Origin of the sequence: Pantoea agglomerans, from assembly GCF_020149765.1 — a bacterium.
Lineage (GTDB): Bacteria > Pseudomonadota > Gammaproteobacteria > Enterobacterales > Enterobacteriaceae > Pantoea > Pantoea alvi.
Genome location: NZ_CP083809.1, coordinates 1,087,190 through 1,099,873, shown reverse-complemented (window position 1 = coordinate 1,099,873; position 12,684 = coordinate 1,087,190). Strand labels below are relative to the sequence as shown.

The window sequence follows — 12,684 nt, the reverse complement described above, 5'->3', positions numbered from 1 at the left end:
CCTGAGAAAACAAGAGATCCGGCTTATGCCAGCCGTTCGCCCAGTGTATTTATAACCCCATGAAAAGCAGTAGCGGTTTTATATATCGTTTGATGATTTCAAAGTCGAAAATGGCATAAGCGGGCGCAAGAGTTTATGCGTCAGGCGGGAAAGCGCTGACGCTCAGGACGTTAGCGCTGCCAGATAATTTTACTCAACTTCCAGCTTTTCAGCACGTCGTCTGACGGCATCAAACCGTCCGGGCCGTGCCAGTCGCCGCTGTATACGTAGGAGAGATGCTGGCTGCCCGGCGCGCGGCACTCTACGTCGTGATTGCCAGCGCCGCCCGCCAGCCTGCAGTTGTTAAAGGCCTTACTGAAACGGTCGCTAAAAGCGTCGCCGATTTTAGCGCCGTCCTGCGCGCTGATATCGCTGTCGGTTACCTCAATACGCTCTACGCTGCTGCCGCCGCTGATCTGGAGTTTCACCTGTCCGTCGTCGAGCGCCTGCCAGAAAGCGATAACGTCGCCGTTCTCGCTGCGCATGCCCTGACGCAGCTTGTAGTTGCCTTTCAGGCCGTCGCTGATGGCGCTTTCGCTCATCGCGGTGGCGCTGCCGACGCCGCCGACGCCCTGCTCGGTGGCGGTCAGCGATGAACCAAACCAGTTCCACGGCAGCGCCGACGACCAGTGATAGCTCAGCGGGTTGTACCAGCTTACGTCGGATGCGGAGGCGGAACCCGACCCTGAACTGGCGCAGCCGCTAAGCAGCGCGGCGGCCGCCAGCAGCGAAATAGGTAAAACTTTCATGAAAACTCCTGTTAACACTGTGCCAAACGGCAGAACTCATTGGAGTCGCCAGCAGCAAAAAAGTTTATTCCGCCAGCTGATGTTCCGGCAGAAAGCAGTCGCGCAGCCGGACGTTGACCAGCAGCCACAGCAGCGCCAGGCCGTCGAACAGCGTCAGCAGCAGCGGCCAGGGCGACGCGAGCAGATCGCCAGACGCAAACGTTGCCCCCTGCCACGCCAGGTTTACCGCCAGCGACAGCGACAGCACCCAGCGCCACGCCTGCCAGAGCCGCGGCCAGCGCGCGCGATAGCCGGTCAGCAGCAGGCCGATCAGCGCGGGCGCGCCGAGCGCCAGCCCGAGCCAGAACGCCTGGCGATCGGGATAGAACAGCCCCAGCAGATCGCTGCCCTGCTGGCGCGACGCGCCCGCCATCACCAGCAGGATCCAGGTGCGCGCCAGCAGCAGCAGGGTCAGCCAAAAAAGAAACGGCAGCCGCAGCTGCCCTTTCCCGTCATATTCATCCGGCAGATACTTCACCGCATCAATACTCCCGATCTTCAATCAGGCGTTTGCCAAGCAGCACCGAATCCACCGGTTCGTAATCCAGCTTTTCGTAGAACGCCACCACCTGATCGTTCTCTTCGCGCACCATCAGGTTGATTTTGGGACAGCCGCGCGCGATCAGCTTTTTCTCCAGCCGGTTCATCAGCGCGTTGGCGAAGCCGCGGCCCTGATAGTCGGGATGCACCGCCAGATAGTAGGCGGAGCCGCGGTGGCCGTCATAGCCGCCCATTAGCGTACCGACCACTTCGCCGCCCACTTCCGCAACCAAAAAGAGGTCCGCGTCGTGGTTCATCTTGCGTTCGATATCCAGCTCTGGATCGTTCCACGGACGTAACAAATCGCAACGCTCCCAGAGCGTAATGACCTCTTCAAAATCTTCCTGGCGGAAGGGGCGGATTTCCATCTTCTTTACCTTGCAAATAAGCACAATTTGCTGATTATCACGCATTCGGCGCCGCGTGCAACCCCGGCTAGCGCAGCGCGGAACAAAAACCGGCAATTTTTCTGTTAGCAACCTGACATACAAAGTAATGGGCTGAAAGGGTTCCGCCCTCGCCGCGAGCATACTGTTACGATATAACACTGTGCACATCATCCGCTAATGGACCAGCCTATGCCCACACTTTCTCTGCTCAAGCGCCTTACCAATCGCCGTCAGCTGCTGCTCTCCGGCCTGGCGCTGGCCGTACTCTCTCCACGCGCGATTCAGGCGAAAGAGGAGAACGCCCCGCTGCGCGTCAGCCCGCGCCATGCGCAGCCTGCGCCGCCGCAGAAAAACGGCAAACGCATCGTGATGATCGATCCCGGTCACGGCGGCATCGACTCCGGCGCCGTCGGCAGTGAAGGCTCGGAAGAGAAACATATCGTGCTGGCGATTGCCAACCGGGTGCGCGAGCTGCTGCAGGCGCATCCGCGCATTGAGGTGCGGCTGACGCGCGACAGCGACCACTTTATTCCGCTCTACCAGCGGGTCGAGATCGCCCACCAGCACGGCGCGAACCTGTTTATGTCGATTCACGCCGACGGCTTTACCAGCCCCGAGGCCAGCGGCGCTTCGGTGTTCGCCCTCTCTAACCGCGGCGCCAGCAGCGCCATGGCGCGCTATCTCTCCGATAAAGAGAACGCGGCAGATAAAGTGGGCGGCGCGAAAGTCGAGGAGCAGGATCACTATCTGAACCAGATTCTGTTCGATCTGGTGCAGACCGACACCATCCGCAACAGCCTGACGCTGGGCAAACATGTGCTGGATCAGATCCGCCCGGTGCATCGTCTGCACAGCGAACACACCGAGCAGGCGGCCTTCGCCGTGCTGAAATCGCCGTCGATACCGTCAGTGCTGGTAGAGACCTCCTTTATTACCAATCCGCGCGAAGAGCAGCTGCTCGGTACCGACGCTTTCCGCCGCAAAATCGCCACGGCGATCGCCGACGGCATTACCCGCTACTTTGATGAGTACGATCGCCGCAATGGTCAGGTATAATTGCGCCACTTTTTTGTAATGAGTCCAGTGCCATGCCCGATATTTCCCGCGTTAAAGCCTTTCTGCTGAACCTGCAGGAGACAATCTGTAATCAACTGGCGGCAGCTGACGGCGGCGCACAGTTTATTGAAGACAGCTGGCAGCGTCCGGGCGGCGGCGGCGGACGCAGCCGCGTGCTGCGCGACGGTGCGGTGTTTGAGCAGGCAGGGGTTAACTTTTCCCACGTACACGGCGATCAAATGCCCGCCTCGGCGACGGCGCACCGTCCAGAGCTGGCGGGCCGCAGCTTTGAGGCGATGGGCGTCTCGCTGGTGATCCATCCGCACAGCCCCTACGTGCCGACCAGCCACGCCAACGTACGCTTTTTTATCGCCGAAAAGCCGGGTGCCGATCCGGTGTGGTGGTTCGGCGGCGGTTTCGACCTGACGCCCTACTACGGCTTCGAGGAGGATGCGGTACACTGGCATCAGACCGCCTTCGACCTCTGTCAGCCCTTTGGCGACGAGGTTTATCCGCGCTATAAAAAATGGTGCGACGACTACTTCTACCTGAAACACCGCGACGAGCAGCGCGGCATCGGCGGCCTCTTCTTTGACGATCTCAATACGCCGGACTTCGACACCAGCTTCGCCTTTATGCAGGCGGTGGGCCGCGGCTTCCTCGACGGCTACCTGCCAATCGTTGAACGCCGTAAGGCGCTCACCTGGGGCGAGCGCGAGCGTCAGTTTCAGCTCTATCGTCGCGGACGCTACGTCGAGTTCAATCTGGTATGGGATCGCGGCACGCTCTTCGGTTTGCAGACCGGCGGCCGCACGGAGTCCATTCTGATGTCGATGCCGCCGCTGGTGCGCTGGGAGTATGACTACCAGCCAAAGCCTGACTCGCCGGAAGCCGCGCTGACGCGCGACTTTTTGCCGGTGCGCGACTGGCTATAACGGCGCGGTTTGCGCCTCGACGACCGCCAGCGCCACCATATTCACGATTCGCCTGACCGACACGATGCGCGTCAGCACATGCACCGGCTTGCTGATGCCCATCAGCACCGGGCCGACGGTGACGCCCTCCGAGCTGGAGACGCGAAGCAGGTTGTAACTAATGCGCGCTGCTTCGACGTTGGGCATAATCAGCAGGTTCGCCGCCCCTTTCAGCGGGCTGTCCGGCATCAGCTCGCGGCGAATGCTCTCGACCAGCGCCGCATCGCCGTGCATCTCGCCATCCACTTCCAGTTCCGGCGCGCGGCGCTGAATAATCGCCAGCGCCTCGCGCATCTTACGCGCCCCCGGCGCGTTCGAGGTGCCGAAGCTGGAGTGCGACAGCAGCGCGACGCGCGGCTCGATGCCAAAGCGACGCACCGTTTCCGCCGCCAGCAGCGTCAAATCGGCCAGCTGTTCCGCCGTGGGGTCTTCGTTGACGTAGGTGTCGGTGATAAAGGTATTGCCGCTGGGCAGCAGCAGCGCGTTCATCGCGCCCGCAACCTTGACGTCGTCGCGCAGGCCGAACACTTTTTCCACTACGTCATAGTGCTCACGGTAGTCGCCGATGGTGCCGCAGATCAGCGCGTCCGCCTCGCCGCGATGTACCATAATGGCGCCGATTAGCGTCGGATTGCCAATCACCGCGCGCTGCGCCTGCTCGGGCGTAACCCCGCGCCGCTTCATTATCTGGTAATACTCGTTCCAGTAGGCCTTGAAGCGCGGATCCGATTCGTTGTTGACCACGTCGAAATCTCTGCCCGCCTCGATCTTCAGCCCCTGCTTCTGCAAACGCATTGCGATAACGTTGGGGCGGCCGATCAGAATCGGGCGCGCCAGCCCGAGCGTCACCAGCTCCTGGGTGGCGTGCAGCACGCGCGCCTCTTCACCTTCCGCCAGCACCACGCGCTTCGGCGCTTTGCGCGCCTGAGAGAAGATCGGCTTCATAAACAGATTGGTTTTATAGACGAACTCGGTCAGCTTCTCGCGGTAGGCGTCGAAATCCTCGACGGGACGGGTCGCCACACCCGACTCCATCGCGGCGCGCGCCACCGCCGGGGCAATCTCCACGATCAAGCGCGGATCGAAAGGTTTAGGTATCAGATAGTCCGGGCCGAAGCTGAGATCCTGATCGTCATAGGCGGAGGCGACCACATCGCTCTGCTCCGCCTGCGCCAGCGCGGCGATGGCGTGTACCGCCGCCAGCTTCATCTCCTCGTTAATGCTGGTCGCCCCGACGTCGAGCGCGCCGCGAAAGATAAAGGGGAAGCAGAGCACGTTGTTAACCTGATTAGGAAAGTCGGAGCGGCCGGTGCAGATAATGGCGTCGGGGCGCACCGCCTTCGCCAGCGGCGGCATAATTTCCGGCTCGGGGTTGGCCAGCGCCAGAATCAGCGGATCGCGCGCCATCTTTTGCACCATCTCCGGCGTCAGCACGCGCGGCCCGGAGCAGCCGAGGAAAATATCCGCGTCCGCTATCACCTCCTCCAGCCTGCGCGCGCCGCTATCCTCGACGGCGTAGGCGGCTTTAGTGGGCGTCATGCCCGCATCGCGATCGCGGTAGATCACCCCTTTCGAATCGCAGACCACAATGTTGCGCTTCTGCATGCCGAGCGCCACCAGCAGATTGAGACAGGCGATGGCCGAGGCGCCTGCGCCTGAGACCACCAGCCGCACCTCGCTAATCGCTTTCTTTACGATGCGCAGCCCGTTGAGCACGGCGGCGGTGCAGATAATCGCCGTGCCGTGCTGGTCGTCATGGAATACCGGGATCTTCATGCGCTGGCGCAGCTGCTGCTCAATATAGAAGCACTCCGGCGCCTTGATATCCTCGAGGTTGATGCCGCCAAAGGTCGGCTCCAGCGCGGCGATAACGTCGATTAGCCGATCGGGGTCCTGCTCGTCGATTTCGATATCGAAGACGTCGATACCGGCGAACTTCTTGAACAGCACCCCCTTGCCTTCCATTACCGGCTTGCCCGCCAGCGCGCCGATATTGCCCAGCCCCAGCACCGCGCTGCCGTTGGAGATCACCGCCACCAGATTGCCGCGCGCGGTATATTTATGCGCCGCCAGCGGATCCTGTGCGATCTCGAGGCAAGGGGCCGCGACGCCGGGCGAATAGGCCAGTGCCAGATCGCGCTGGGTGGCGAGCGGTTTGGTGGGGGAAACCTGGATTTTGCCCGGGGTGGGAAACTGATGAAAATCGAGCGCGCTCTGCTTGAGTTGGTCGTCCATTGTCGGTTCCTTTTTCAGCTTCGGTGCGCTGGCAGTATAAAAGGCTGGCTGAAAGGAAAACGTTGGGGCGATCGCGATAAGAGAGTTCGGTGCGTAAAGGTGGCACAGGGCGGAAAGTGCGGTTAACCCGGCAGAACCCGTCAGTTCTGCTAACCTTTGTGATGCGCGATTTTCGCCCCCCGGCTGGCTGACAGGATGTTGCAGCAGGCTCTCCCTGTTTGACGTCACGCTGTTTTCGTCGCGCGGGGCCCCGATGAGTTCAACCCATCGCAATAATCAGAAAAAGAGTATTTTCATCATCGAACGCCTGATGCACTGTGTTGCAGGGTGAAATCATTCGCAATAAAGAATTGCTCATCAAGGAGTTAAAAGATGAACCAGCTAGAGGCATTAAAACAGTTTACAACCGTTGTGGCGGACAGCGGCGATATCGAATCCATTCGCAACTACCATCCTGAAGATGCGACCACCAACCCTTCCCTGATCCTGAAAGCTGCCGGCCTCGAAGGCTACAAGCACCTGATCGACGACGCCATCGACTATGCGAAAAAGCAGGGCGGCAGCAAAGAGACGCAGATTATCAACGCCAGCGACAAAGTCGCTATTAACCTCGGTATGGAGATCCTGAAAAGCGTACCGGGCCGTGTTTCGACCGAAGTAGATGCGCGCCTCTCTTTCGATCGTGGCATGTGCGTGACCAAAGCGGAAAAACTGGTTCGCCTGTATGAAGAGCACGGCATTGACCGTTCGCGCATTCTGATCAAGCTGGCGTCTACCTGGGAAGGCATTAAAGCGGCCGAAGAGCTGGAGAAAAACGGCATCCACTGCAACCTGACGCTGCTCTTCTCCTTTGCCCAGGCGCGCGCCTGCGCGGAAGCGGGCGTCTTCCTGATTTCGCCGTTCGTTGGCCGTATCTATGACTGGTACAACAGCCGCAAGCCGCTCGATCCCTATGTGGTCGATGAAGACCCGGGCGTGAAATCTGTGCGCCGCATCTACGACTACTACAAAAAGCACCGTTACAGCACCATCATCATGGGCGCGAGCTTCCGTAAAGTAGAGCAGATTATCGCGCTGGCGGGCTGCGACCGTCTGACCATCTCCCCGAACCTGCTGGAAGAGCTGCAGAACAGCGATGCGCCGGTTGAGCGCAAGCTGGAGCCCTCCACCGAAGGCTTCCACCAGCCCGCCTCGCTCTCCGAAGCGGAGTTCCGCTGGGAGCACAACCAGGATCCGATGGCGGTCGAAAAACTTTCCGACGGCATCCGTCAGTTTGCCGTCGATCAGCAAAAACTCGAAGACGTGCTGGCCGCGCGCCTGTAGTTTTTGTCTGTTTCATTTCGTCGGGCGGGTTTCCCGCCCGCACTTCCGCTCAATGAAGGGAGAACCCTATGTCATCACGCAGAGAGCTGGCGAACGCAATTCGTGCGTTAAGTATGGATGCGGTACAGAAAGCGAACTCAGGTCACCCGGGCATGCCGATGGGCATGGCGGACATCGCCGAAGTGCTGTGGCGCGACTACCTGAAACACAACCCGACTAACCCGGCATGGGCCGACCGCGACCGTTTTATTCTCTCTAACGGCCACGGCTCGATGCTGCTCTATAGCCTGCTGCACCTCACCGGCTACGATCTGCCGATGGAAGAGCTGAAGAACTTCCGTCAGCTGCACTCTAAAACCCCAGGCCACCCGGAAATCGGCTATACGCCAGGCGTGGAGACCACCACCGGCCCGCTGGGCCAGGGGCTGGCTAACGCCGTGGGTCTGGCAATTGCCGAACGCACGCTGGGCGCGCAGTTTAACCGTCCGGGTCACGATATTGTCGACCACTTTACCTATGTGTTTATGGGCGACGGCTGCCTGATGGAGGGGATCTCCCACGAAGTCTGCTCGCTGGCGGGCACGCTGGGTCTCGGCAAGCTGATCGGCTTCTACGACCACAACGGCATCTCAATCGACGGCGAAACCGAAGGCTGGTTCACCGACGACACCCATAAGCGCTTCGAAGCCTATAACTGGCACGTCGTCGGCGAGATCGACGGTCACGACGCCGAGGCGGTAAGCCGCGCCATTAAAGAGGCGCAGAGCGTTACCGACAAGCCGTCGCTGATTATCTGCCGCACCATTATCGGGTTTGGTTCCCCGAACAAAGCCGGTAAAGAGGAGTCGCACGGCGCGGCGCTGGGCGACGCGGAAGTGGCGCTGGCGCGTAAAGAGCTGGGCTGGACCTCTGCTCCCTTTGAAATCCCGCAGGAGATCTACCAGCAGTGGGACGCCAAAGAGGCGGGTGCCGAGCGCGAGCGCGCCTGGAACGACAAGCTGGCAGCCTATAAACAGGCGCATCCGGAGCTGGCTGAAGAGTATCAGCGCCGCATGAACGGCGAAATGCCGTCGACGTGGGAAAAAGAAACCCACAAATTTATCACCGAGCTGCAGGCTAATCCGCAGAAGATCGCCAGCCGCAAAGCGTCGCAAAATACGCTGGAGCATCTCGGCTCGCTGCTGCCGGAGCTGCTGGGCGGTTCAGCGGACCTTGCGCCAAGCAACCTCACCATCTGGTCAGGTTCGAAGCCGATTAAAGAGGATCCGGCGGGCAACTATATTCACTACGGCGTGCGCGAGTTCGGGATGACCGCTATCGCCAACGGCATCGCGCACCACGGCGGCTTCGTTCCCTATACCGCAACCTTCCTGATGTTCGTGGAGTATGCGCGCAACGCCGCGCGTATGGCGGCGCTGATGAAGGCGCGCCAGATTATGGTCTATACCCATGACTCCATCGGCCTCGGCGAAGATGGCCCGACGCACCAGCCGGTTGAACAGCTCGCCAGCCTGCGCCTGACGCCGAACTTCAGCACCTGGCGGCCCTGCGACCAGGTAGAGACGGCGGTGGCGTGGAAAGCCGCGATTGAGCGCCATCACGGCCCGACCGCGCTGATCCTGTCGCGCCAGAACCTGCTGCAGCCGGAACGCAGCCCGGCGCAGGTGGAGAATATCGCCCGCGGCGGCTACGTGCTGAAAGACAGCGACGGCACGCCGGATATCATCCTGATCGCCACCGGTTCCGAAGTGGAGATCACCCTGGGCGCGGCGGAGAAGCTGACCGCCGACGGGCACAAGGTACGCGTGGTATCGCTGCCGAGCACCGACGTATTCGACAAGCAGGATATCGCCTATCGCGAATCGGTGCTGCCGTCGACGGTGCGCGCGCGCGTGGCGGTTGAGGCGGGCATCGCCGATTACTGGTTTAAATATGTCGGCATCGACGGCAAAATCGTCGGCATGACCACCTTTGGCGAATCCGCGCCGGCGGGCAAACTCTTCCCTGCCTTCGGCTTCACGGTGGAAAACGTCGTGGCGCAGGCGGAGTCGTTACTCAAGCCAGCGTAATGCTTCAGGCCCTTCCTCTCCTGCGGGAAGGGCCATTCTCTTTTATAGCCTGAAACGGAAAAAAATCTTTCTCGCCCCCTTCACCGCTTGCGTAAACCCATTACTATAGGATCTTTCCCTTTTTCCTCTCGCTGGATGCTTCTCCGTTGAAAAAACGTACGCCCTATTTACTCGCCTTAATGGTTTCGCTGATGCCACTGGCAGGCAAGGCGCAGATCGCGCCCGATCCTCTGCTCTCTTCCCAGATCGTCGATCGCTACGCTGAACATATTTTTTACGGCAGCGGCGCGACCGGCATGGCGCTGGTGGCTATCGACGGCAACCAGCGCGTTTTCGCCAGCTTTGGCGAAACTCGCCCCGGCAACAACGTCCGGCCGCAGAAAGATTCCCTGATCCGCATCGCCTCGCTCAGCAAGCTGCTGACCAGCGAAGTGATGGTGAAGATGGCGGAACGCGGGCAGATCCGCCTTGACGATCCGCTGAGCAAATATGCGCCGGCTGGCGCGCGCGTGCCGAGCTACGCCGGGCAGCCGATTCGCCTGATCAACCTCTCAACCCACACCAGCGGCCTGCCGCGCGAGCAGCCCGGCGGCAAAGCGCATCGTCCGGTGTTTGTCTGGCCGACGCGCAGCGACCGCTGGGCGTGGCTGTCGGGTGCGAAGCTGAAAGCGGCGCCGGGCACCAACGCCTCCTATTCGAATCTGGGCTACGATCTGCTGGGCGATGCGCTGGCGCGCGCCGCCGGTATGCCCTATCCGGCCCTGCTGCAGCAGCTGATCACCCGCCCGCTCGGCATGAAAGACACCACCTTTACCCCCTCGCCAGAGCAGTGCGATCGCCTGATGGTGGCGGAGAAAGGCGCCAGCCCGTGCAATAACACGCTCGCCGCTATCGGCAGCGGCGGCGTCTACTCGACGCCGGAGGATATGGGCCGCTGGATGCAGCAGTTCCTCGACTCGGCTATTAACCCGCGTTCGCCGCAGGTCGACCGCATGCAGACGCTGATCTATCGCCGCGATCAGCTGGCGAAGGTAGAAGGCATGGACGTGCCGGGCAGAGCCGACGCCATTGGCATGGGCTGGGTCTATATGGGGCCGAAAAACGGTCGCCCCGGCATTATTCAGAAAACCGGCGGCGGCGGCGGGTTCATCACCTATATGGCGATGGTGCCGCAGCATAACGTTGGGGTATTTGTGGTGATCACCCGCTCGCCGCTGACGCGCTTTACCGCGATGAGCGACGGCGTCAACGATATGCTGGCGGAGCTGGTCGGCAACCAGAACGGCTCGCCGATGATGGTGCAGGCGATTCGCTAAGGCGCGGGCGGCGGCTGGGAGACCCACAGGGTCGGCCAGTCGTCGCTGCTGTGCCAGGCGTCACAGGTGGACTCCTCAGCATATTCCGCCAGCGTGAAGCTGGTGCCGTTAAAGCGCCAGCGCGTGGCGGAGCCGCAGTCGCCCAGCCCGCGCCCTTTGCTGAAGGTGTAGAGCTGGCCGGTGCTGGCGTCGTAGTCGGCGTTGATCAGCTCCAGCTGACGCTCGCCGCGCGGCGGCGTAAAGGGCAGCGTCAGCGTGATGCCGCGTGCGACATAGGGCGCAGCGCGCGTCACTTCAAACGCCAGATCGATCACGTTATAGGCCCCCATCTCACAGCTCACCATCAGCAGCGCTTTGCTGTCGGTCAGCGGCGCGACGTTGACTTCGCGCCGCATCGGGTCGAGCGAGCAGGCGTCGCTGTTAAGCCGCCAGGTGCCGTAATCGAGCAGTCCGCTGGTTTCCTCACGCGTCAGCGCGGCGGGCAGCGGGCCCATATCGGGCAGCGGCGGCAGCGGCGGCTGCGGCGGCACATCCCACAGCGCGCGCGAACCGCGCTTTATCCACGCGCTCATGCCGTTGACCCTGCCCTGCACGTCATCCACCAGCAGCAGCGCCGCTTTCAGCCCGTGCAGTGAAATAGCCGCCTGCGCGTTATAGGTCAGCTGGATCGCGTCCGCGTCGAGGATTTGCGCCAGGAATTCGTCAATGGCAATGGCGTTGCTGGTGGCAAGATGGTGCGGTTCAACCGTCCAGTGTTTGAAGTCGGGACGCAGACGGCGCTGGTCGAGCAGTAAATTATCCTGCAGCGGCCCGCCGGGCAGCTCGCCGCTGTAGGCGCTGCCGTAGTCGATGCGCAGCAGCGGGCGATCGTTGACGCCGGCATGGCGAGCGATAGTCATTACCAGTCCCTTGTCGCCAGGTATATTGCGCGCCACGCAGAACCCGGCGTTATTACAGGTCACCTGCCAGTCGGAAAACGACTTTTGCAGTGGATCGGCTTTAACGCAGGCGATAAAAAAGAGTGGCAATACCAGCAGTGACTTCGTCCAGGTCGGCATCAGGAAAAACGGTCCCCAAAATCTCAGAGTGAAGATGATAGCGCAACGGCCGGAGATCGGCTGGACCTAAACTGTGACCACGTCCGGAAAGCGCACTTAACTGCTGAAAAAGCATACTATAATGCGATGCGGTGCCACAGAAATCACCTTTTTCATCATCGGGAGCGCCCGGATTTATCTCAATCAGATTTATCGGACAATAGGCGGCGACGCCTCGCCCGGGGCTCCATCCTGATGCGTCGCGTCAGGCTTTCAGCCAGCCCGCCAGTCGGGCATGCTGCAGCAGCATAATGGTTTTGCCGTCGCGGATACGGCCATCCTTCACCATCGCCAGCGCCTCGGGAAAAGGGATCTCCAGCACGTCGATATCCTCATCCTCTACGCCGCCGCCAGCGTTATCGCGCAGCGACTCATTATATTCAGCGGCGAAAAAGTGAATCAGCTCGGTGACGCCACCCGGCGACATATAGGCTTCGTAGAGCTTCTCGACCTCGCCCACCGCATAGCCCGTCTCTTCAATCGCCTCTTTGCGAATGCAGTCTTCCGGCGTGTCGTTATCCAGCAGCCCGGCGCAGGCCTCGATCAGCATGCCACTGGCGTTGCCGTTAACCCAGGTGGCGATACGAAACTGGCGCGTCAGCACCACGCTGTTTTTCTCGCGGTTATAGAGCAGGATAGTGGCGCCGTTGCCGCGGTCATACACCTCGCGCTTGTGGCGCACCACCTCGCCGTTTTTGGTGGCAAGCTCATAGGTGAAGTTGCGCAGGATAAAGTAGTTGTCGGAGAGAAGTTTGTCTTTGATGATATTGATCTTGAACGACATAGTGGCTCCACTGCCGATTTAGGGGAGCCTGCCATCATAGGGGGAAGCGCGCGGGAAAACTATAAGCGGCGGGA

Annotated in this window: 11 protein-coding genes; 5 read left to right on the top strand and 6 right to left on the bottom strand. The window is 60.9% G+C overall.

Translation table 11 applies throughout. The features are described from left to right. Positions 1-170: 170 nt before the first annotated feature. From LB453_RS07765 to LB453_RS07755, 3 genes are all read right to left on the bottom strand, one after another. On the bottom strand, positions 171-788 hold the full coding sequence (locus tag LB453_RS07765) for an RpoE-regulated lipoprotein (protein ID WP_103794297.1): 618 nt from the start codon (positions 786-788) through the stop codon (positions 171-173). Between the two features lie 64 nt (positions 789-852). Further along, entirely contained in the window at positions 853-1,323 is a 471-nt protein-coding gene (locus LB453_RS07760) for a DUF2919 domain-containing protein (RefSeq protein ID WP_411970221.1), read from the bottom strand. Further along, positions 1,310-1,735 (bottom strand): GNAT family acetyltransferase, encoded by a 426-nt coding sequence (locus tag LB453_RS07755; protein WP_103794298.1) that lies wholly within the window; start codon positions 1,733-1,735, stop codon positions 1,310-1,312. Before LB453_RS07755 ends, LB453_RS07760 begins: the two co-directional genes overlap by 14 nt. A gap of 210 nt (positions 1,736-1,945) precedes the next feature. Between LB453_RS07755 and amiA the strand changes: the two genes are divergently transcribed. Beyond that, on the top strand, positions 1,946-2,812 hold the full coding sequence (amiA, locus tag LB453_RS07750; RefSeq protein WP_103794299.1) for an N-acetylmuramoyl-L-alanine amidase AmiA: 867 nt from the start codon (positions 1,946-1,948) through the stop codon (positions 2,810-2,812). Positions 2,813-2,844: 32 nt separating this feature from the next. Next, on the top strand, positions 2,845-3,747 hold the full coding sequence (gene hemF, locus LB453_RS07745) for an oxygen-dependent coproporphyrinogen oxidase (RefSeq protein ID WP_103794300.1): 903 nt from the start codon (positions 2,845-2,847) through the stop codon (positions 3,745-3,747). Here the strand turns inward: hemF and maeB are convergent. Beyond that, positions 3,742-6,021, bottom strand: a complete 2,280-nt coding sequence (gene maeB / locus LB453_RS07740; protein WP_103794301.1) for an NADP-dependent oxaloacetate-decarboxylating malate dehydrogenase — start codon at positions 6,019-6,021, stop codon at positions 3,742-3,744. The genes hemF and maeB overlap by 6 nt on opposite strands. 372 nt (positions 6,022-6,393) lie before the next feature. Here maeB and tal point away from each other — a divergent pair, with 372 nt between their 5' ends. The 3 genes from tal (at position 6,394) to ampH (ending at position 10,729) form a co-directional block, all read left to right on the top strand. After that, positions 6,394-7,344, top strand: a complete 951-nt coding sequence (gene tal, locus LB453_RS07735) for a transaldolase (protein WP_033753764.1) — start codon at positions 6,394-6,396, stop codon at positions 7,342-7,344. 68 nt (positions 7,345-7,412) lie between these two features. Continuing rightward, positions 7,413-9,413 carry a transketolase gene (gene tkt, locus LB453_RS07730; protein WP_103794302.1) on the top strand — a complete coding sequence of 667 codons (2,001 nt, stop codon included), beginning with the start codon at positions 7,413-7,415 and terminating at the stop codon, positions 9,411-9,413. A 146-nt stretch (positions 9,414-9,559) separates the two neighbouring features. Beyond that, positions 9,560-10,729 (top strand): D-alanyl-D-alanine-carboxypeptidase/endopeptidase AmpH, encoded by a 1,170-nt coding sequence (gene ampH / locus LB453_RS07725; protein WP_103794303.1) that lies wholly within the window; start codon positions 9,560-9,562, stop codon positions 10,727-10,729. Here the strand turns inward: ampH and LB453_RS07720 are convergent. Next, positions 10,726-11,787, bottom strand: a complete 1,062-nt coding sequence (locus LB453_RS07720) for a DUF1176 domain-containing protein (protein ID WP_103794304.1) — start codon at positions 11,785-11,787, stop codon at positions 10,726-10,728. The two genes, ampH and LB453_RS07720, sit on opposite strands and share 4 nt — an antisense overlap. A 244-nt stretch (positions 11,788-12,031) precedes the next feature. Beyond that, positions 12,032-12,610, bottom strand: a complete 579-nt coding sequence (gene nudK, locus LB453_RS07715) for a GDP-mannose pyrophosphatase NudK (protein ID WP_103794305.1) — start codon at positions 12,608-12,610, stop codon at positions 12,032-12,034. Positions 12,611-12,684 lie beyond the last annotated feature (74 nt).

What these genes read in the sequence shown, in the direction of transcription:
- LB453_RS07765 (WP_103794297.1), bottom strand. Translation starts at nt 788, where the DNA reads ATGAAAGTTTTACCTATTTCGCTGCTGGCGGCCGCCGCGCTGCTTAGC.
- LB453_RS07755 (WP_103794298.1), bottom strand. Translation starts at nt 1,735, where the DNA reads ATGGAAATCCGCCCCTTCCGCCAGGAAGATTTTGAAGAGGTCATTACG.
- amiA (WP_103794299.1), top strand. Translation starts at nt 1,946, where the DNA reads ATGCCCACACTTTCTCTGCTCAAGCGCCTTACCAATCGCCGTCAGCTG.
- hemF (WP_103794300.1), top strand. Translation starts at nt 2,845, where the DNA reads ATGCCCGATATTTCCCGCGTTAAAGCCTTTCTGCTGAACCTGCAGGAG.
- maeB (WP_103794301.1), bottom strand. Translation starts at nt 6,021, where the DNA reads ATGGACGACCAACTCAAGCAGAGCGCGCTCGATTTTCATCAGTTTCCC.
- tal (WP_033753764.1), top strand. Translation starts at nt 6,394, where the DNA reads ATGAACCAGCTAGAGGCATTAAAACAGTTTACAACCGTTGTGGCGGAC.
- tkt (WP_103794302.1), top strand. Translation starts at nt 7,413, where the DNA reads ATGTCATCACGCAGAGAGCTGGCGAACGCAATTCGTGCGTTAAGTATG.
- LB453_RS07720 (WP_103794304.1), bottom strand. Translation starts at nt 11,787, where the DNA reads ATGCCGACCTGGACGAAGTCACTGCTGGTATTGCCACTCTTTTTTATC.
- nudK (WP_103794305.1), bottom strand. Translation starts at nt 12,610, where the DNA reads ATGTCGTTCAAGATCAATATCATCAAAGACAAACTTCTCTCCGACAAC.